General features: G+C 49.9%; 13 protein-coding genes. 1 reads left to right on the top strand and 12 read right to left on the bottom strand.

Features of this window, described 5'->3' with window-relative positions:
- Positions 1 to 294: 294 nt before the first annotated feature.
- The 4 genes from rlmKL to wecB form a co-directional block, all read right to left on the bottom strand.
- On the bottom strand, positions 295 to 2,481 hold the full coding sequence (gene rlmKL / locus R2940_11040) for a bifunctional 23S rRNA (guanine(2069)-N(7))-methyltransferase RlmK/23S rRNA (guanine(2445)-N(2))-methyltransferase RlmL (GenBank protein ID MEZ4600310.1): 2,187 nt from the start codon (positions 2,479 to 2,481) through the stop codon (positions 295 to 297).
- 231 nt (positions 2,482 to 2,712) lie between these two features.
- Positions 2,713 to 4,239: a DASS family sodium-coupled anion symporter gene (locus tag R2940_11035; GenBank protein MEZ4600309.1), complete on the bottom strand. Its 1,527-nt coding sequence runs from the start codon at positions 4,237 to 4,239 to the stop codon at positions 2,713 to 2,715.
- Positions 4,240 to 4,380: 141 nt separating this feature from the next.
- Positions 4,381 to 4,929, bottom strand: coding sequence for a molybdopterin adenylyltransferase (mog, locus tag R2940_11030; protein ID MEZ4600308.1), 549 nt, complete (start codon positions 4,927 to 4,929; stop codon positions 4,381 to 4,383).
- A gap of 67 nt (positions 4,930 to 4,996) precedes the next feature.
- Entirely contained in the window at positions 4,997 to 6,100 is a 1,104-nt protein-coding gene (gene wecB, locus R2940_11025; protein MEZ4600307.1) for a UDP-N-acetylglucosamine 2-epimerase (non-hydrolyzing), read from the bottom strand.
- A gap of 399 nt (positions 6,101 to 6,499) precedes the next feature.
- On the opposite strand from wecB, the gene R2940_11020 reads away from it, so the two are divergent.
- The gene (locus R2940_11020) at positions 6,500 to 7,378 is read left to right on the top strand and encodes a fibronectin type III domain-containing protein (protein MEZ4600306.1); all 879 of its coding nucleotides are present in this window, start codon (positions 6,500 to 6,502) and stop codon (positions 7,376 to 7,378) included.
- A gap of 161 nt (positions 7,379 to 7,539) precedes the next feature.
- On the opposite strand, the gene prsR is transcribed toward R2940_11020, so the two are convergent.
- From prsR to R2940_10980, 8 genes are all read right to left on the bottom strand, one after another.
- The gene (prsR, locus tag R2940_11015) at positions 7,540 to 8,955 is read right to left on the bottom strand and encodes a PEP-CTERM-box response regulator transcription factor (GenBank protein ID MEZ4600305.1); all 1,416 of its coding nucleotides are present in this window, start codon (positions 8,953 to 8,955) and stop codon (positions 7,540 to 7,542) included.
- A gap of 71 nt (positions 8,956 to 9,026) precedes the next feature.
- The gene (locus R2940_11010; GenBank protein MEZ4600304.1) at positions 9,027 to 9,416 is read right to left on the bottom strand and encodes a four helix bundle protein; all 390 of its coding nucleotides are present in this window, start codon (positions 9,414 to 9,416) and stop codon (positions 9,027 to 9,029) included.
- Positions 9,413 to 11,467: a PEP-CTERM system histidine kinase PrsK gene (gene prsK, locus R2940_11005; protein MEZ4600303.1), complete on the bottom strand. Its 2,055-nt coding sequence runs from the start codon at positions 11,465 to 11,467 to the stop codon at positions 9,413 to 9,415. Before prsK ends, R2940_11010 begins: the two co-directional genes overlap by 4 nt.
- 383 nt (positions 11,468 to 11,850) lie before the next feature.
- Positions 11,851 to 13,383: an Ig-like domain-containing protein gene (locus tag R2940_11000; protein MEZ4600302.1), complete on the bottom strand. Its 1,533-nt coding sequence runs from the start codon at positions 13,381 to 13,383 to the stop codon at positions 11,851 to 11,853.
- Positions 13,384 to 14,008: 625 nt separating this feature from the next.
- A complete protein-coding gene (locus R2940_10995) occupies positions 14,009 to 15,283 on the bottom strand; it encodes a sialidase family protein (GenBank protein ID MEZ4600301.1) in 1,275 nt (424 codons plus the stop codon).
- Between the two features lie 405 nt (positions 15,284 to 15,688).
- Positions 15,689 to 16,537: a hypothetical protein gene (locus R2940_10990; GenBank protein MEZ4600300.1), complete on the bottom strand. Its 849-nt coding sequence runs from the start codon at positions 16,535 to 16,537 to the stop codon at positions 15,689 to 15,691.
- A gap of 592 nt (positions 16,538 to 17,129) precedes the next feature.
- Positions 17,130 to 18,974 (bottom strand): hypothetical protein, encoded by a 1,845-nt coding sequence (locus R2940_10985; GenBank protein MEZ4600299.1) that lies wholly within the window; start codon positions 18,972 to 18,974, stop codon positions 17,130 to 17,132.
- Between the two features lie 19 nt (positions 18,975 to 18,993).
- Positions 18,994 to 21,057, bottom strand: a complete 2,064-nt coding sequence (locus R2940_10980; protein ID MEZ4600298.1) for an NAD-dependent epimerase/dehydratase family protein — start codon at positions 21,055 to 21,057, stop codon at positions 18,994 to 18,996.
- Between the last annotated feature and the right edge of the window lie 131 nt (positions 21,058 to 21,188).

The following is a 21,188-nucleotide window of genomic DNA, read 5'->3' as shown; positions in this document are numbered from 1 at the left end:
GTCATGCCCGAGTGATTCTATCGGGCGTCCATTTTTTCAAGTATTTAAAGACTGGATTCCCGACCAAAACCGTCTCGGGAATGACCTTTTTCTACGTAACGACTCATCACATTTTTTCCTGGCCTATAAGCGTTCATCAGCGTTCATCTGCGTCCCATTCCTTCTCGTTTTCGTTGTCGTAATCGTTGTCGTAATCGGTCTTTCAACATAAGTTTCGATTACGATTACGACAACGACAACCGTTCCGCTACCGCTTCATTGACAACGAGGTTTTTCCTCCTCACTCCTCACCCCTCACCCCTCACGATGTTTAATCACCCAACAATGATGAATCCGGGGATTGCGGGCGAAATCCTTGGGGATTGTTGCAGCAGTCACGTCTTCGATCTCCAGTTCCGGCAGGGCGTCCCGCTCCATTTTGAACTTCCTGAAGTTGTTGGAAAAAAGAAGGATTCCGCCCCTTTCCAGAAGCTTCGCGGTCTGCCGCAGCAGCTGCACATGGTCCCGCTGGACGTCAAAGGTTCCCTCCATCCCTTTCGAGTTGGAGAAGGTCGGCGGATCGAGGAAGATCAGGTCGTAAAGCTCCGAGGGACGGGAGCTTTCCCGCTCCAGCCAGCCCAGGCAGTCGGCCTGGATCATCCGGTGTCGGGGCCCCTCCCGGAAACCGTTCAGGGCCAGATTGCGTTTCGCCCAGTCCAGATAGGTGCGCGACATGTCGACAGTGGTCGTGGTGGCGGCGCCTCCCCGGGCAGCGTGGACAGTGGCGGTGCCGGTGTAGGCGAACAGATTGAGAAAGCGCTTGCCCGCCGCCAGCTCCCGGATCATTCGGCGGGTGAGACGATGGTCGAGGAACAGGCCGGTGTCGAGGTAATCGGTGAAATTGACCAGGAACCTGCAGTCCCCTTCCCGCACCTCGTGCAGTTGTCCGCCGGCCGACAGCTTGTTGTACTGGGAGGCTCCCGACTGGCGGCTGCGCACCTTGAGAAAGATCCGTTCGGGGGGCATGTCCAGAGCCTCGGGCAGGGCCTCCATCACCTCGTCCAGCCGCTTGCGGGCCTGATCCGGATCGATCGAGGAGGGGGCCTGGTATTCCTGGACATGCAGCCACTGCTCGTAAAGATCAACCGCTACGGCGTACTCCGGCATGTCGGCGTCATACAGGCGAAAACAGGTGATCTCTCCCCGGTCGGCCCAGCGTTTGACCTGACGCAGGTTTTTCCTCAGCCGGTTGGCAAACATGGCCGCACCCGGGCTCAATCCTTTTTTTGAGGACCCGGTGGAGGGCCTTCCCTCAGCCATATCGGCACCGAAAAACCACTGGGGATCGATGTCGAAATGGAACAGGCGGCATTCCAGGGCGCCGTTGTACAGGGTGTGACGTCGCCGGGCACGGATGGCGATCTGTTTGGCCAAATCCGGGTTGCCGGTCAAGACGGCCGCCTTCCAGCCAACGAAACCGGTGCGGAGCGACTCGCCCAGCCCGGCATAGAGAGGGCGCAGTTCGGCCACCTCCCCCAGACGTTCGCCGTAGGGAGGATTGGCGACCAGCAGGCCGGGTCGGCACTCCATCGCGGGCAGAGGCCGCAGCGCCGTCAACTCCTTCTGCTCAAAGCGCACCAGCCCCCCCAGCCCCGCCCGATCGGCATTGATCCTGGCCGCCCTGATCGCCTGGCCGGCGCTATCGTACCCGGCGATGTCCGGCAGCCGGTCCAAACCCGCCTTGCGCCGTTCCAGAGCCTCGGCCACCAGCCGTTTCCACGTACCCGAACGGTGCCCCAGCCAGCGGAAAAACCCGTAGGCCGGCCGATTCAGCCCCGGGGCGATATCGGCTGCCATCAGCGCCGCCTCGATCGGCAGGGTGCCGGAACCGCACAGCGGATCAAGCAGGGAACCGCCGGCGGCGGCGATGTCCGGCCACCCGGCCCGCAACAGAATGGCGGCAGCCAGGTTTTCCTTGAGAGGGGCCATAACCCCCTCGGCCCGGTACCCACGCCGATGCAGACTCTCCCCGCTGAGATCGATACTCAGGGTCGCCTCATCGTTGAACAGGTACAGGTTGATCCTCAGATCGGGCTGCCGAACATCGACAGAGGGCCGGCTCCCGGTTCGTTCCCGAAACCTGTCGACGATGCCGTCCTTGACCTTGAGAGCCGCAAAACGGGAATGACTGATCTGCGACCGGTTCACCTGGGCATTGACGGCCAGGGTGCTTTCGCCCGCGAAATGTTCCTCCCAGGGCAGGGCCCGGACCTGCTCGTAAAGCGCGTCGGGACCGGGCGCCGAAAAGGTGGCCAGAGGCAGCAGCACGCGACTGGCCAGTCGGGACCAGAGACAGACACGATAGGCCATCTCCAGATCCCCCGAAAAGCCCACTCCGGCCCGCGTTTCCGCCACGTCCGCGGCACCAAGAGCGCGCAGTTCATCGGCCAGAAGAGGTTCAAGCCCTTTGGGGGCGGTCGCGAAAAAATTATGTATTATCATTCAAAAATTCCACAAACAGAAGCTAGCACCACGAAGATCACGAAGGACACGAAGAAAAGCAGTTATCGTTGGTAAGTATTTTTCGTTGTCAGTGAAGCGGCAGCGGAACGGTTGTCGTTGTCGTAATCGTTGTCGGTTTTCGAGTGCGATTACGATTACGATTACGACAACGACAAATGCATCTTCGTCCGATTGAACAGTGTACACCGTCTCCCACTGCCGGCACCAGACCTATCCTCCGGCGCCGATCCACTGCGGGAGTTGTCCGTATACCACGTCGAACAGGGGGACGACAAGGAGATGTGTCACAAGGGAGATAAGCAGGATACTGATCAGGTTGAGGCCGAAGCCGCTTTTGGCCATCTGCGGAATGGAGACGTAGCCGGAGCCGAAAACGATCGCATTGGGCGGTGTCGCCACCGGCAGCATGAAAGCGCAGCTGGCCGCCAGGGCAGCCGGCACGACCAGCAGCAACGGGTTCTGATGCAGACCGAGCGCCACGGCGGAGAACACCGGCATGGCCATCGCTGCGGTGGCGGTGTTGGAGGTCAGTTCGGTCAGAAAAATGATCAAAGTGGTAACGGCAACGATCAGCACCGGTATCGGCGCCTCCCGCAGCAGGAAAACCTGCTCTCCGATCCAGGCGGAAAGTCCGGTCGCCTCGAAGGCCGCCGCCAGGGAGAGGCCGCCGCCGAAAAGCAGCAGCACGCCCCAGGGGAGCCGGGCCGCCCACTGCCAATCCATCACGAAAACTCCCCGCTTGAGATCCAGGGGGATCAGAAACAGCACCAGGGCGCCGAGCATGGCGATGGTCGCGTCGGTCACCATGTCCGGTTCCGGCAGCAAGGGAGCCAGTTGACCGCGGAAAATCCAGCCGAGGGCGGTCAGGACAAAAACCAGGGCGGTCCACCATTCTCCGGCGGAGAGGGGACCCAGGCTGTTCAATTCCTGCAGGATGATCTCGCGGCCTCCGGGTACTTTTTCAATTTTCATGGGATTGGCCCACTTGACCAGCCACAGCCAGCAGAGTGGCAGCAGTGTCAGTGCCAGCGGCACCCCCACCAGCATCCAGCGGGCAAACGTGATTTCATAGCCGTAGGCGGTCTGCAGATAACCGGCCAGCACCGTGTTCGGGGGAGTGCCGATGAGGGTGGCGATTCCGCCGATGGACGAGGCGTAGGCGATGCCGAGCATCAGGTTGACGCCGAAAGGGAAACGCCCGGGAGAGAAATCGATCTCCAGCCCCTGCTGCCGTCCGGCAGCGGCCACCTGGTCAATGATGGCAAGCCCGATCGGCATCATCATCATGGCCGTCACGGTGTTGGAGACAAAGGCGGACAGCAAGGCGCTGGCTGCCATGAAGCCGAACACCAGCCGGCCCGGCGAAAACCCGACCAGGCGCACCACCTGCATGGCCACCCGGCGATGCAGATTCCATCGCTGCATGGAAAGGGCGATCAGAAACCCGCCCAGAAACAGGAAGATCAAATGATTGGCATAGGGGGCTGCGGCCTGCTCTGCCGGCAGGATTCCCAGCAGAGGTAGCAGCGCCAGCGGCAGGAGGCTGGTCGCCGGAATCGGAATGGCTTCGGTCATCCACCAGCAGGCCATCAAAACGGCAACGGCGGCGGTCTTTTGCGCGCCCGCGCTCAATCCGGGAAGGGACGGCAGCGCGAACAGCACCAGCCCAAAAAGGACCGGTCCGGCGACCAGCCCGAAGAGCTGCCTTCGGCTGTAATTCTTCTGGGGGTCAGTCATGGCATTATCGGAAAGATTAGGCTCTCTTCGTTGTCAGTGAAGCGGCAGCGGAACGGTTGTCGTTGTCGTAATCGTTGTCGGGTTGAAGGTGAAGATCCGATTACGATCACGATTACGACAGCGACAACGACAACGATTAACTTATTTTACCGCCCCCGAGGGCCGAAAGGCCTTGATGCGATTTTCATCAGTGGTCAGATAAGGGCCGCCGATCAGATCGATACAGTAGGGGATGGCGGGAAAAACCGCGTCAAGACATTCGCCGATCGCCTTTGGCTGCCCGGGCAGGTTGACGATCAGGGAGCGTCCGCGCACACCCGCTGTCTGCCTGGAAAGAATTGCCGTAGGCACTTTCAGCAGCGAGACCTGCCGCATAAGCTCGCCGAACCCGGGCAGCAGCTTTTCGCAGACCGCTTCCGTGGCTTCCGGCGTGAGGTCGCGCGGCGCCGGTCCGGTTCCGCCGGTGGTGACGACAAGGCAGCAATACTCCCGTTCGCAGAGCTCGACCAGAGTCTCTTCCAGCAGCCGGATTTCATCCGGAATGACCCGTATGACAGGCTCCCAGGGGGAGGTCAGCACTTCCTGGAGGTAAAGACGGATGGCCGGTCCCCCCCGGTCTTCATATTCCCCACGGCTGGCCCGGTCGGAAACCGTAACGATACCGATTCTTGCTACATTCTCTTGCGACATGGCACCCCCTTCCAGAGAGATACTATATGACATTCGACGACCGACTGCGCCAGCACCGACTCACACCTCACACCTCACCCCTTAAAACATCCACAATCCTCTCCGCCGCTTTGCCATCCCACTTCTCGGGCACCTGCCCTTTGCGGGCTTCGCCGTTCAGGATCCTGCGGGCCGCCTCGAGAATTTTTTCCGGATTGTTTCCGACCAGATAGTTCGTTCCCACTTCGCAGGTGATCGGGCGTTCCGTGTTGTTGCGCATGGTGATGCAGGGCACACCGAGTACAGTCGTTTCCTCCTGCAAACCGCCGCTGTCAGTGAGAACCAGACGGGCGTTCATGTTTAGATGGAGAAATTCGAGATAACCGAGTGGTTCGGTGATCCAGATCCCTTCGACCTTGTCCCCCTGATTGAAGAAAGGGGTCAGGCCGAACTGCTCGGCCATCTTCCGCGTGCGCGGGTGAATGGGGAAGACGATAGGGAGTTCCCTGGAAATATCCTTCAGCACCTCGAGGATGCCGGATAGAATACCCGGATCATCGACGTTGGAAGGCCGATGCAAAGTCAGCGTGGCATATCCTCCGGGCGTCAACCCAAGTTTATCCGTCAGCCCGAGCCGTCCTGCCATTGCCTGGTGCTTGAGCAGGGTATCGATCATCACGTTCCCGACAAAAAAACACTTTTCCGGGGAAACACCCTCGGCCAGCAGATTGTCATCGGCAAAACGGTCGGTGGTAAACAGGTAATCACACAGGACATCGGTGCAGAGGCGGTTGATCTCCTCGGGCATCGACATATCCCTGGACCGCAGGCCGGCCTCCACGTGTGCCACCCGAATTCCGAGTTTTTTCGCGGTAATGGTGCAGGCCATCGTCGAGTTGACGTCGCCGACCACGATCACCAGGTCCGGCTTCTCCCGCAGGCAGACCTTTTCGAATTCGATCATAATCCTTGCCGTCTGCTCGGCATGGGAACCGGAACCGACCTCCAGGTTGATGTCCGGCCGGGGCATCCCCAGGTCGACAAAAAAGGATTGGCTCATCCTCTCGTCATAGTGCTGTCCCGTATGCACCAGCAGATGCTGAAACTGCGTCGGATGGCGGTTGAGAGCCTCGATGATCGGAGCCATCTTCATGAAGTTGGGACGGGCACCGACAATATTGATGATTTTCAAGAGAACCTCCTGTTGGTGTTTACAGGGAATCATTCGATCCGGACGCCGAAACGGTACGCCCGGTGTCGCCGCCAGACAACAGTACTCCCGGGGAAATGAACCTTATCAGGAATACGGATGATACTAAACCCAAAATATGACTTGTCAAAAATCGAATCTGTTCCTGCCGGACGGGTCAGGCGAAGTTGCCTTTTGTTTTCCACAACCAAAATTGTCACCCGTCTTGGTCAAAAACCATATCCTCTTTGGAAGCGGATCCGGTTATCTGTAACCACCGCACCGCAAAAACCCGGGCCGCCGCAGGGCTTGAGCCGTTTTTATTAATAAGGCAACAGATGGGCACGGCTTTTGCCTATTCATGAGTGCAATTCGGTGAAACGTTCTTCAGGAGAGGATCTCATGAATAAACTTCTTAAAGCTCTCAGCATGGTACTTTTTGCGATGATCATCGGCCTTTGCCTGGCCCCTTCGAAGGGCTTCGCGAAAGATATCACCCTTTCATGGGACCCCAGCCCCAGCTCCGGCGTTGTCGGCTACAAGCTCTATTACCAGGCCGACAGCGCCACCCTGCCAATGACCGGCACTGACGCCGCTGAGGGGTCCTCACCCATCGATGTCGGCAACGCCACCACGTTCACCCTCACAGGTCTTTCGGAATGGAGCATCTACTACTTTCGTACCACCGCCTATGACAGTCAGGGCAACGAAAGCGAATTCTCCAACTTGGTGGCAAGCGAGTGGATTCCCGCCCCGCTGTCGCCTGCAAACAACAGCATTGTCTCCTCCCCGGCTCGATTGACATGGACCTCCCCGCCGGCGGAACTCAACCTGACGTTCACCGTCTATTATGGAACCGATCCCTCCCTGCGGGAGAGCAGCACGGTTGTGGCTGGTGGCCCCAACCCCGGTTCCGGGCTGCCGCCCCAGGGCATTCTGATGGCGATCCTCATCTGCATGATCGGCATGACTCTGCAGCAATTGCTCTCGTCCACGGGACGGAAACGTCTTGCCGGTCTGGCCCTCTGCAGCACTCTGGCAATGACCATGGTCGGCTGCGGCGGTGGTGGCGGTGGCGGCGGTGATGATGGTGCAGTGGATACCACCCCCACAACCTCTGTGTCGCCGACGAACAACACCGTCGTGGTCCCTGAACTTACCGGAAGCTCGCACACAACCGGCAACCTCGAGTCGGGAAGGACCTACTACTGGAAAGTGGTGGCCGTGGACGAATACGGACAGGAATTCGAAAGCCAAACCAGTTCGTTCAGGGTGCAGTGAAAGAGAAGGTGAGTAAGATGTCTTTTTCGTTGTCGTTGTCGTTGTCGTAATCGGCTTTCAATATCTAATTCCGATTACGATTACGACAACGACAACCGTTTCGCTACCGCTTCACTGACAACGATTAAGGTGAAAAATCCTCTCCTATTCTCAGTGTCGATTTAATCCGAATCCCCCTGCAAGCCATGCTTTTTCAACAAGTCGTAAATTGTCGGCCGACTCACCCCGAGCACATCGGCGGCCCGCACGATGTTTCCACCTTCTTTTTCCAGAGCCAGCAACAGGATTTCTTTCTCCACTCTGTTGCGCGCCTCCTTTAGGTTTAGAGTCTCAAGATGGGAAATGCCGACGGGTTCAATGACAATGGCACTGCCCGCCGGTCTTCCTTCTTCCGGAGTGACTTCCGCAAATCCCAGGTCGCCGGGCTCGAGAAAAGCCTGGTCGGTCAGCACCACAGCCCGCTTGATCTTGTTTTCCAACTCCCGCACATTGCCCGGCCAGGCGTAGCCTCGCAGCGCCTCCATGGCCCGCGCAGAAAACCCCCGCACTTTTCGGTTGAACTCACTGCCGAAACGCCGCAGAAAGAGATGGGCCAGCAGAAAAATATCCTCGCCCCGTTCCCGCAGTGGCGGCAGATCGATGCTGATCACGCCGATACGGTAATAGAGATCCTCCCGAAAAGCTCCATCGGCAATGGCCTGCTGGATATCGATGTTGGTGGCAGCCACCACCCGCACATCGAGGGGGAGATCCTGCCGACCGCCAACCCGCTGTATGACCTTCTCCTGCAGGAAACGAAGCAGCTTGACCTGCAGGGTGGGCGGCATTTCACCGATCTCGTCGAGGAACAGAGTTCCACCCTCGGCATACTCGACCTTGCCCCTGACCTGGCTCTGAGCTCCGGTAAAAGCACCCTTTTCGTGGCCGAACAGCTCCGATTCGAGCAGGTTTTCCGGAATCGCCCCGCAGTTGATCGGCACGAAAGGTCCGTTCTTGCGCAGGCTGTTCTCGTGGATCGCCCGAGCCACCAGCTCCTTCCCGGTGCCGCTTTCCCCCAGAATCAACACCGGTACATCGACCGAGGCGACCTTGCGGATGGTGGTAAAAATTTGCTCCATCCGGGGGCACTGGCCGAATATCCCCGATAGACACTGTTCCTCACCGCGAACCGTCTTCACCAGATTGCGGTTTTCCTCCTCCAAGGCCGCCAGGTGAAAGGCTCGCTGCAGGATGATCTTGAGTTCGGGCAATTCGATCGGCTTGCGGTAGAAATCGTAAGCCCCGAGGCCAACCGCCTTAAGGGCATTGGCCCGCTCCTCGTTTCCGGACAGGACGATCACCTTGGTCGCCGGCTTCTGCGACAAAAGCTCCTGCAGGCAGCGCAACCCTTCCGTCGCCCCGTCGGCATCCGGCGGCAATCCGAGATCAAGGGTCACCACATCGGGCAGATGTTCATTGAACAGCCGCAAAGCTTCACCGGCATCCCGCGCAAGGAGCAGACGATAGTCTTTCTTCAGGCCCCATTTAAGCTGCTGGTGAATCTCAGGCGAATCGTCGACGATCAGAAGTTTTTCCATGTGTTCGTACCTTTTGAAAGCGTGAGGGGTGAGGGGTGAGGAGTTAGGGGTTACACCTCACACCCCACACCTCACTCCTCACGGTTATTCCGTTTTTCCAAAGACTTCATCAAGCCACCCAGCAGACTGAACACTCTTTCCATTCTGTCCAAGAGCGATGAGCTGTTCTGAAAGTATTTTAAATCCGAAGCTAGGAGTACTTGTGTTTCCAATTCGCAAAGGGATCCCCGAGCGATGCTCAAAAACAGTAGAAACTCAGTGGTGCTTATCCTTCCCGCACCTTCAGCGATATTGCTGGGGACAGATACGGCAGCCCGTCTCATCTGGCTGGTAAGTCCATAATTTTCATGTGCGGGAAAATCAGCAGTGGCACAATATATTTCACGCACCAAAGCCATTCCCTCCTGCCATACCAGCAAATCATGATGCTTACGTTTGCGGTTTAACTCCTCACTCCTCACCCCTCCCTCCTCACAACCTTATCAAACCAAACCGTAAACGTCGTCCCCTCCCCCACCCGGCTCTCTACTTCAATACGGCCGCCGTGGGCTTCGACGATGTTTCTGCATTGGTAGAGGCCGATGCCGAAGCCTTTGGGTTTAGTGGTTTGGAAAGGCTGGAACAGCCGTTGCCGGATGAATTCCTCGGTCATGCCGGACCCGTGGTCGCTGACCCGCAGCCAGGCCGTCTCGTCCCGCCCGACCTCGACCTTGATCGGGGCCCCACCGGCCTCTATTCCGTTGAGCACCAGGTTGTGCACCACCTTCTCGATCTCCCTGAGGTCCAGAAGAACCGATACGGGCTCGCCTGAAACTGTCACCTGTTCTCCGCCCGCCAGACGAACTCCCTCGATCGCAATTTGCAGGAGGTCCGCTTCCACCAGGTTCAATGCCTTCTGCTCGGTCACGTTTTTTAATCGGGCGATCAGAGCCTTCATCCGGGAGGTGGTTCCCTCAAGGGTTTCAATCATATCCTGCTGGAACTCGGGGTCATCGAGATATTCACGGGCGTTATCGGCAACCATGGACAGATTGGATGCAAGATTTTTCAGGTCATGCACCACAAAAGCCGATACCTTGCCGATGGCCGCCATCTCACGGGCTGTACTGAGCTGGGCCGAAAGCTTCAGACTGAGCAAGGTGGAGGTCGCCTGCCAGGCCAGCATTTTCATGAGATCAAAATCCTCGTAGCTGAGCCGTTCCCACGGATGGAGCGTTCTGCCGAGGAAAATGATCCCTTCCAGACTCTTCTCGAATAGCAGGGGCACAGCCAGGTTGAACTCGTTTTCCCGGCAAAAATCCAGAGCATCGGCAATATCAGGCGGGTTGTTGTCAGCAACATTGAATATCCAGTCCCGGCCGGCCAAAAAGGCGATAAAGGAGCTGTTTTTTTCAAACTGCCGAAAAAGGGGACTGATCTGGTGGCCGGCAACAAATCGGTAGCAGCCCACTTCATCGTCCCGAAGATAAAGGGCAGCTGCCCCATAGGCAAATGTTTCGGAATAGAAGGAGAGAATCCCCTCCTGGAGTTTCTCTACAGTCCGGGCCGATGACAGATGTCTGGTAAATCGGCGCCACTCTTTGCGATAATCGTATTTTTGCCGGTAAAAATGCTTGTGCAGAAAAACCTTGACCTTGCCCCGCAGTTTTTCCGAGAGGATCACCAGGACCACCGCCAGGCCGAGCAGCACGGCGATCGATACGAACAGAGCACGTTGCATGGCTCCATCCATGTAGTTCATACCCTCGCCGACCAGGGCGAGCCCGACCAGATAGATGCTGACTGCAAGCAGAACCAGGGATCGGGACGCCATGTCCCGTGAAACCCGCACTCCGCCCACTATACCGCCCCGCAGCCGTGACCAGCCGATCATGACGACACCAATTGACAGCAGCAGGGAACGCACGGGAAACAGATTCATGTCAATGGTGCGGTATAAGAGAGCCTGGCTGTAATAGACGACCAGCATCGCCAGAATCGTCCCGACGCCGACCACCTCAAGTTTTATTTGTACCCTTTCGGCCCTGGGCAGAGCGACGAGAGTCCGCTCCAGATGAAAAAGCGCCGAGACCAGGTATCCCATCAATGCGATGTAGAAGACAAACCCGAGATTGCCGAGAAACAGTATCTTCTCCTCGGCAAAGTCGGGTGAATAGAAAAACCGCGACGCTGGCGCCACCAGGGCAAAGACCGGGAACGCCAAGCTTAAGGCCAGCAGCAACCGCGACGGCCAGGAGAGCCGTTGAAAAGCACGATCACGGCCAAAGGAAAGAGCAAAAAGCAAAAAGCCGATCGGCTGCCAAGATTCGGCGACTATAGCGCCTCTTTTAAATATAATCAGGTCTTCGGGATGGGTCACGGCCAGCAAATCGAAAAGTTCGCTGCAGGCACAGGCCAGCAGCGCACCGGCCAGGGCCAGAATCGCCAACCCGGACCGCTGTCTGAGCAGAAGATAGATGACCAGGGACAGTGAGAGAAGAATGGCAATTAGGGGAAGGTAGAATTCGAACATGAAGAAATACCGTTTTTACCTTTCTCGAAAGGTTCCCTTTCCTTGTCGTTGCCGTAATCGCAGTCGAGCAAAGATGAACTTCCTATACGATCACGATTCCGACCCCCGCTCCGCTGCCGTTCCCCTGACAACGATTTGAGTAGTGGAGGGTAGTGTTTTCACGGAAAACCGAGTCAAAAAAAGTCTCATGTCACTCAACCTGCTGAGGAAAATCTGAAAACCTCCTGCACAGATTTTACCTCGACCGAATCTAGCAAAACAGCAATTTAAGTCAATAATAAAACAGGGCCACCCGTTTGAGAGGTGGCCCTGTTTTAGTGATGTAACAAAAGGTGTCCTTCCGAAGTTTTCAGAGGGAATTCCAGAAGAATTTCAACATCTTTCTAATTCCCCGTACAGACGATGTTGCTGTACTCACTTTCGAGGCCATCGGAGCTGTAAGCAGTCGCGGCGAAGCAGAAAACTGTTGTTTTGTATGGGAGATTAAGTGTGTAGCTGGTGTTTAAACCGACATCTATGGGTGAATCTCCTTCGGACAGTCCCGTACTATTAAAGGGAGTTTTTTGGTAATTGGGGTCACCGGAGGAGCTCTCCTTGTAATACAAGCGGTAGCCTATGACCCGAGAATCATTGCTCGGATTCCAGTTCAAAGTAATTTGCGGTGGCAGAACAGAATCTTTTGCAGCAACCGAGAGTTGGTTGGAGCGAAGGTATTGGTCGGGCTCAGCCTGCGTCCACCTTGCCTCTACCAGGAAAGTATGGGAAACGTTAGGGTCAAGACCGGTGATGGTCTGGCTGGTACCGGTAGTCCGCCAGGTGGTGTTGGTATCAACACCGTCGATGATAACATCGAAACCGCCGGACGGAGTTTCTGTCATACCGGTCGGCAAGCTCCAGTTCAGCACATAATTATCGTTTTCGAGCTTGGCGCTATTTAGAACCGGTGCAGCATATTCTTGGTCATTGATGTTAACCGTTACCGCTATTGCAGCAGAACTTCCCATGTTTCCGGCTGAATCAAATGCAATGGCGGTAAGGCTGTAAGTTCCATTATCGGCCGCCGAAACGGGCTGAGAAATTGAGAAAGGGCTGGTGCTGTCGGTACCAATGAAAATGCCGTCGGCATAAAAATCGACCTTTCTGACACCGACGTTATCACTGGCTGATGCAACGATGGTCAATGTCTGAGCGGCGGTCAAGGTAGTATTGGCCGACGGGTTGGTAATGGCAACCTTCGGTGCAGTAGTATCTCCGGCGGCCGCTTGTACGACTATCGCATTGGAGTTGGCATATTGGTCTGGATCAGCCTGCATCCACCTAGCCTCGACTAGGAAGGTATGAGTTGTCCTGGTGTCGAGACCGGTAATGGTTCGGCTGGTTCCGGTGGTTCGCCAGGTAGTGTTGGTATTCGTCCCGTCGATGAATATATCGAAACCGCCGGAGGGAGTTTCCGTACCTGCAGGCAGACTCCAACTCAGCACATAACTACCGTTTTGCAGAATGGCGCTATTAAGAACCGGCGCCGGGTAGAGGGATGGTGCTGCAACAGTCAATTCGTTCGACAGGGATGACCTTGCACGTCTTGCCTGAGTCCACCGCGCTTCAATCCGAAAGCGATGAGAGACTTTGGTGTTGAGACCGGTGATGATACGGCCGGTTCCAGTGGTTCGCCAAGTGGTGTTTGTGTCCTTTCCGTCGATAAAAATATCGTAACCGCCTGCAGGGTTCCCGATAGGACTGCTTGGCTGGCTCCAACTCAACACATAATTTCCATTTTCAACCCTTGCGGATTGTAGAACCGGCGCCGGGAACCAAGTGGCTGCAGACGCCTGACACAAAGAAAATGACCAAAGTGCAATTGCCAATAGACAGCAAAGTGCTGCTGATGGTTGTTTTCCTTTTTTCCACTTGATCATCCTTCTACCCCCTCTTTTCAAGCTGATCCGTTTTCATCCGTTAAAAATCCAGAAAATGTCCGATTTGCAAACGTTTTTGACCGGGATACCACCCTTCGGCACCAGATCACGGCAATTTTGAGCAAAAGGCATACCAAGGGATTTTCGACGAAAAATTAAGCACTTCAGGAATTTTTCTTTTTTTTGAGGAATATCGTTTGCTTAGGAAGGTGTCCCAGTTTGAACGATAGATTTTTTTTTGGAAAGATTTTAGAATTTAATCTGCGTCTAACGCATAAACCGCTAAAGCCAAGACTCCTTTTGTCGTAGATTGGTGACAAAATTTAAAATCATTAATTCAAAAAATCGCTTTTTTTAGGGAAAATGACATTTACCGGCTGGGCATCTGGGGAAATGACTATGGCCTTTTGTGCTTGATAATGGTGGAATGGATGTTGATGGGATGGCGGATCTCGTGCAAGTCACCCGCTGGAGTCACCAGCAGGAGCCTGCAACGATTCGTCAAAAGAGAGGAAGCGGTGCATAGCCCGCGACTGAACCGCAAGCCAACTCCCAGCGGCAGGGCAATGCGAAAAAGTTTCTTAAAGATGCGTTTTTCAAATCACTATATAATCCTTGAACCTGACTATAAATTTGTAATATCAAAAATATTCACGCCCGAATTGATGTCGTACATGGTCGGATAGATATTTGTATTCAGGCCATTTTCCTCCAACCAGGTCCATTCCAGCGGTCCCCCATAATTGTACCAGGTCTGGTAACGCAAGTTCGATCTGGTGCCCACGCGCCCTCCCGCAAGGTGTTTATCAGGAAAATCCCAGGACGCGCCACCGTCTACTGACCGAGCCATAAATTCACGCAAGTCGTCGCTGAGAGCAGTAAGTGTTTCCGCACCCCGAAACGCTACGTAAATTGTGCCGTCACTTCCCAAGGCGGCCGAAGGGTCAGCATATCCACCAGTATGGTTAGACTGGATGGAAGTCCAGGTCGCAGGCCAAGTTGCTCCCGAGTCCGAGGACTTCTTAAAAACAAGTCCATTATTCGGATCTGACTGTGCAAACACATAAATCTCATTGTTACCAACGGGCAAAATACAAGGATTGTAGATGGAACCCGACGCGATTTCGGTATGTGACCAGGTATCGCCCCCATCAGAGCTGATCGCAAATTGGGAACTCAGAGACCCCCATTCCGAATAAGCCAGAACAATGTCGCCTTCAGGTGTCACATCGGAGTGCATGTACCCGTAGGAATGGTTACCATTTCCCGTTCTGACGGTTACTGGAGGATTCCACGTGGAGCCGTGGTCCTCCGATTTAAGCAAAAAAATCGTGTCCCCGCCGGTTCCCGTATCAAAATGAATAAACACGTAAAGGTTTCCATCCGCATCAACGGTACCGTTGAGCATGGTGTAGGCGCCGTGATTGCTTAGACCCATATTAGTGAAAATATTGATTGGTGCAGGAATGGTAGTCGCATTGTAAATAAACTTTACCATCCTCACACTGGTACCGAAGCGGGAGAAATGATACACGTAGCTCCCCGGACCGGTAAGGAGACAGCCGGAAAAACCCGCTTCGCTGTCGATCTCGGTCCAACTCGCCCCGTTGTCCTGGGTTCGGTACAGGTGGTCATTGGCCCCATCGACCACAAGTGCTAAGGTCGTGTTGTCGATCCGGACGAGGCGCCGGCCACCGGAATTGTAGTGGGTGTTTCCAGCGTCCATTGCCGTTTCAATATAGGTCGGCTCATGTTCCCAGTCTGAAGAAATGACAATGGGTGGCGGATCCGGGGAGGGGGTGTCCCCGCTACCGGACCCACCTCCTCCCCCGCAGGATAACAAAGGAACCAAGAGTAGTAAAAAAAGCAATAAAACAGTTATTTTAGCTTGAGTCTTCATATGCACCAACAATTTACGACATGTGGGCCTGCTATCGAAAAATACCTTTGCTTTGGCTATCTGCCAACGCCTGCGCCAGTCAGGATTAGATCATTAGAGAAAGATCCAAAACCTGAAAACTGCCGAAACAATATTTATAGTTTTTACCTTTTTAGGGCCCTCCTGCGCAACCCCAATCTTTAAGTCGTCAATCAGCAACATTCTGACCTTCATCTTAACAAGGTTTCCACCGTGGTACAAATCAACCCGGTGGCATCCGATTGAAAAGGACCAAATAGAATGAAAAAATAAGCCCCCTTTGCAAGGTTTGGCAAAGGGGGCGGGGCAATATTTTGGTTTATAAAGGCCTAGATTCGGGGTGCTTCCGCCAACAGTGTTGCTAAACGACTATTTCTGCCCCATGTGTTAATTGCTGTTTGTGATGGGGCTGTGCAAGACAGGAGGAAGAATCGGGTCAGGCGTAGGTTCAGGAGGAGCTGGCGTAGGATCCGGATCAGTCACTCCATCAGCATTTGGCATACCGTCCCAGACCTCAATTTCATCAAATTGTCGATTAAAAATACTATCACCAGAGGCATCAATTGAACCAAACGTGAAATAGTACATTGAGAAAGGCGTCCTCCAGGTTCCAGGTCCCCAATTTTTATCCCATTTCAGGTCGCCATCGTACCAAAACCTGCTGATGCCACGTTCCATGTTCATATAGAACTCAACTCGATGCCAATTTCCATCGTTAATACCAGGAACAGATATCCAGTTGCTATTCGTTACATACTCCCCTGCTGACTTCTCAGAATGATAAAGCGCGCCTCCTCCAGTATCATCAAAAGCAGTGTGACTATCCCCTCCATCCCATCGAGGATAGAAAAGTTTTATGTTTTCATGATTAACAGTTTTTGTAAAAGTTGGGTAACGCACCCAAAAAGAAACATACCACTCATTGGTTGGCCAGGGACTCGGCAAGGGGGTATATCCCGCACGGTTTTCCCATGCCAGAAAACATTCGTTCTTGGGGACCTCTGTGGTGGAAGTAAAACAATACCCTTTTCCGTTGTATCCAACCTGGTTTAAGGTGTATTCATCCCCTTGGTTGACCCCATCTTCCTCACCCCAAAGCCCATAGACTCTGGGAATTAAACGACTATCTAAGACTTGGTCGTCAAAATTCTCATAGAGCAGACGATTGGCTGCATGCGTAACAGATCCGTTGATAATTAGAGCAGATAAAACCATCAGGAAAAACAGATTTTTCATTTTAATCCTCCTCGCCCTCTTTAAAAATCACCCTACTGTGAATATTTCGATAGTTGGCGAAAATTTGAAGAGCAATTCCCGTGCCGGAATTTTGCATTCCCGCTTTCCTGTAAAGATAATTCCTCTACGTTTCGTTCAACCGGGAAACCAGACACTTTGCCAGGGATCACTTTCGATATGGCATACGAAATTCCCATTTTCCCGAGAAGACTTTGAAAAAACATCCTCGATATTAAATGCCACTCATCCATATCCAGAGGATTTCGAATCCCCAGTTAAATAACCACTTAGATTTACCGAAAGCAACGGATATTTTACCTGCGCACCCTTGAAAAATCATTGAACCGTCGCTGAAACCGCAATTTCACACAATTTTTGAAGTCCTTGGGAGGCCCTGAGCGCAATGATTCTGATACTTCGCATTCTAAAACCGAAGAGCATTCATATATATCCTATCAACTTACAACAGTACAATTACAATTTAAATCCGTAGAATAATGATATCTTAAAAATTAAGGTCATCCAGCGTTTAATTCGAATGAGGAGGAGACACATTATCCGATCGGAGAAGTAAAAAGAAATATAAAAATCCTCACAAAAATTTTTTCCCCTCACTTCTTAACTTAAGTTCAAGAGAAATCATTTTTTCTATCTGTGGATAGTATCTAAACCCTGGTCGACTAGCATTATTTAGAAAATTTTTGGCCTTATCAAGTTGATAAAGACTTCCTGAAATCCAACTCTCCATTGAACCAATATCATGAAAAAGTTGACTATCGTAAAAACTTTGAAACACTTCTTCTTTATGCAAAGACAAGGATTTATCAAGGAAAATAGTTTTTTTAATAAATTGTTGAAATAATACTTTTAGAATTTTTTTCGCATAGAAAGGAAGAATCGGATAATACTTATAGAAATTTTTAAAGTTTGCTATTTCACAAGGCAATCCTGAACTCATTTTTTGAGCTGCTAATTCAGGATTGATTTTGGTGGCAACTCTTTTTAATAATAAACCATTTTTTTTAAAATGCGGAGGTATAAGAAAACCAGCAGACAAACTTTTTTTAAAATAAAGGGGTGCAAGAACGTTTATGATTTGGTTGGAGGAGCTTATGGTTCTCCCCCCCCATCGGCGCTCCTTTTGATATAATCTGATTGTATCCAATTGCAAAGTATTATAAGTTTGGTATATGTCTAATTCAGATATTGTCTTATTAAATTTCTCGCTCAATAAATTTGGAAGGTCTTTGATAATATTCTGAAAAACAATTGAATGAACAGAATTGTCGTACTCATACTGCAAATTTTTAAAATTAACAAACCTTTTTATGTTTGCCGGTTTTTTTGAAATAGACAATTCCTGTGCCCAGCTGTGACTTTTGACAAAACAACCGCCCATCCCATTAACAGACAGAGAGTACTTTTCTTTTTTTTGTTTATTTGCATACAAAATTGGAGCGTAATTAAATATATTTTCATCTCCGTCTGTTATAGAAAGAGCGTAATTTATATATTCGCAAAATTGGCGATTCCAATTTGGAGGGAAATCTAACCAAAGATTGTCAACTTGAAGATTTTTACAAATATTTCTTGCTGCCACTACATCGGGAGAAAACAGGGGACCGAAACAAAATGTAGTAAAAGATGTATTTTTACTTTCAACATACGGCAATAAAGAAGCTAGAATTAAACGGGAATCATATCCACCTGTTAAATCACAGATAACTCCATTTGCTCCAATAATTTTTCCAGTTTCAAGAAGAGTTTCTGCCCACAACTCAACAGCTTCTTCGATTGTCATTTTATCTTCAATATTACTTGGAACATTCCAATACTTGTGTTTTTCCTCTTTTATTTCATTTCCAAGTTGATAAGTGAATATAGTTGCTGGCTCCAACAATTCTATTTCATTATAAATTGTATCAAGATCATATATTGTATCGCATCTAAGAAATTGTCCAATAGCTTCATAATTGAATGTTGTTTTGAAATTTTTCCCTAAAATATAAGAAGAGGTTGAAACATAAATTCGCTCTTTCTCCCTATATACGTATGCATGAAACATTCCAGCATGATCTGTAATAATACTAATGCAATTATTTTTTTTATCAATTAAAAAAATCAGGTAATGTCCATCCAAATATCTAGTAATTTCCACAATTGTTTTTTTGTTTAATTCTTCAGCAATTTTTTTTATTGCTGACGTTCCTAAAAAATCTTTATAAATAACTGTTCCGAGACAGATAATATTATAAACATCTGAAATAAAATAATTCTGATCTTTTTCGTTATTTCTCCCAAATTTTGAAATACAAAAATTGCTATTTAATTCAGTGAAGCTGGAATGTAAAAAGTTTTTTCTATAAAGATGATCTTCGTGGAGAATTTTATGAATATCTTTAACATTTTTACCGTATGAAAAAATTATCCCAGCCATATAGACTCCAAAAAATGTCTTAAATAACTCCTTGATGGTCTAACCAGTCATAAATAATTTTCAAGGAAGTGTCCAAAGAGTTCATTTCAAATTTATTATCCAAAGATTGAAATTTTTTATTAATAAAAATAGATTTTCTACTGTACAATGAAAGTTCTTCGGATGCTGGAGTATTTTTTAAGGTTTCTTCCGTTTTGCGTAGTAATTTATCTGCATATCTATTATTAGAAGCCAATATTTTAACAGGAGCCATAAAATGCTTTTTAATAATTTTACCTGCAATCCTTAACGGATACAATGCTGAGGTTTTAAAAGAAACATAAGAAGCTGGTAAATTTTTTAAAGGAGGTAAACCAAGACAACGATTAAGTTTATAAAAATATTCATTCCAGGTTAATAATTCTGGGCCTACAATATTATACGCCTGTCCAAATGTTTGATTTTTATACAAAATGGAAAAAATGGCTCGTGCAAGATCATCAACATATATGAGATTACTGTAACCTTCACCATGTTTATCATAGACCCCAAATTTTCCTTCAAGCATCATTTTTACGAAACGGACTGTCCAGTTGCTACTAAAAATACCATATACTATTGAAGGTCTAAGGATTGTAACTGGCAGACCTTTTTCGAAAAACTCCCAGCAAGCTTTTTCGGCGTCAATTTTAGCCCTGTTATATTCATTACCTGTATATTTCAAAGGAGTATTTTCGTCGATCTCTCCTTCCGAACCACCATATACTTCAGTTGTACTTAAATGAACAAAATGTTTTATTTTATTTTCGAAAGCTATTTCCAATAAATTCCTTGTCCCCAAATCAGTTGCACCATCAGTTCCTTTGGCACAATGTATGATATATTTTACATCGGTAAGAGCTGTATAGATGTCTTCCTTTCGCAACAAATCCATTAAAACAATATCAACTGGGAATCGACCAAGTCGTGCGGCAGTGGACCATTGTCGGATTCCAGCGCGAATATTGGAATATCCGTTCATATGAAGAATTTCAACAATTCGACAACCAATAAAGCCAGTTGCGCCTGTTATTAAAATTTTTTCTTCTTTAGGCATAGGAGGTAAATCAAGTTTTTGATACCAGGGAAGACAAAATTGTTTTCGGAGTCGATAAAATTCCTGAATCATATTAATCGACCCTAAAACATCTTTACCTGATATAAGTGGTTTTTCCTTTCCTTGAATTGTTTCAATAAAATTATTAATAATTGGTTTTACAAAATCAGGATAAATTTTAGCTTTCGTTTTTTTTATATGAATTTCTTTTTTACCATTATACATTTCTATAGAGAATTTAAACCAATCGAAAATTTTTCCTTTAATAACTCCTTTTTTCCCAATAATAGTATATTGATTTTCCAGTTCCATTAAACGGTTAAGTTTTATATCAATGTCACAGTTCTTATTTTTAGCATTTATATGTGTTACAGATTCTGGTCCTCCAAAAGAATCATCGTAACATGAATTAATTTTAGTTTTTCCACCTTCTAACCACCAGCAGATAGTGTCTAAAACGTGTGGGCCAAGATCCATAACAATACCCTTATCAGTTACACTAGGATCTACATAAAATCCGGTATTGCTAGGCCATGCGAAAGAATTACCTTCTATATAATTTATACTTTCTAAATCCCCAATAATATTGCTATCAATTATTTTTTTAATTGCTTGGAAGGCTGGAAACATCCTCCTGGTGTTATTAACACAAAGGTGAACTTTGTTTACCTCTGCCGCAGTACACATCATTTCGGCTTGTTCCAAGGTCTCAGCCAAAGGCTTCTCACAAAGAACATGGATACCAGACTTTAGAAAATGCATACCAACTGGAAAGTGAAACTTGTGTGGTAAAGCAATTATGACCCCATCGACGTTGCCTATCAACGCTTCATAGTTGTCAAAAATTCTTCCTCCTCCTATTTTGTTAGCTAGTTGTTTTGCTTGCTCCAAGTCTTTGTCAACCAAGCACAAATTATTAATCAACTCCGGGTATCGTTTGATAGCAGGTACATAATACCGCAAAGCAGCCGCTCCACATCCGATTATTCCAAGCCTAACCAAATTCATGAATTTTTCCCTGAAATTTAAATGGTGATAATTTTTTGTCAAAATCAATCAAATGTCATAAGAAGCTTTTTTCAAAAATATTACTATTGAAAGTAAATTTTAATTACACGTAATTTTTGGATTTTTACCTA

It is taken from the genome of Syntrophotaleaceae bacterium (genome assembly GCA_041390365.1).
In the GTDB taxonomy this organism is placed as follows: Bacteria; Desulfobacterota; Desulfuromonadia; order Desulfuromonadales; family Syntrophotaleaceae; genus JAWKQB01.
Note: the sequence above shows the minus strand (reverse complement) of the source record. Positions and strands in the feature narration are given on the sequence as shown.